We start from the raw sequence: 264 nt of genomic DNA, 5'->3' as shown, positions 1-264 counted from the left end.
GAACTGCAAGACGGCATCGACTTTGCAGTGGTCGCCATGGGTGTGTTCGGCCTGGCCGAAATCATGAACAACCTGGCACAAAAAGAAAACCGGGTCGACATTACCGACAAACTGGGTACCCTGTATCCGAACAAACAAGAGTTCAAGGAAGCCGGTCCGGCCGTCTTGCGCGGTACCATGCTGGGTTCGGCCCTGGGTATCTTGCCCGGTGGTGGTGCGGTTCTGTCTTCGTTTGCTTCTTACACCCTGGAAAAGAAAATTTCC

General features: G+C 54.2%; 1 protein-coding gene. It reads left to right on the top strand.

The window, feature by feature from the left end:
• On the top strand, positions 1-264 hold a 264-nt coding region (locus AC3II9_RS21895; RefSeq protein ID WP_489158815.1), incomplete at both ends, for a tripartite tricarboxylate transporter permease.

This window comes from Lysinibacillus sp. RU7 (assembly GCF_057837305.1).
Note: the sequence above shows the minus strand (reverse complement) of the source record. Positions and strands in the feature narration are given on the sequence as shown.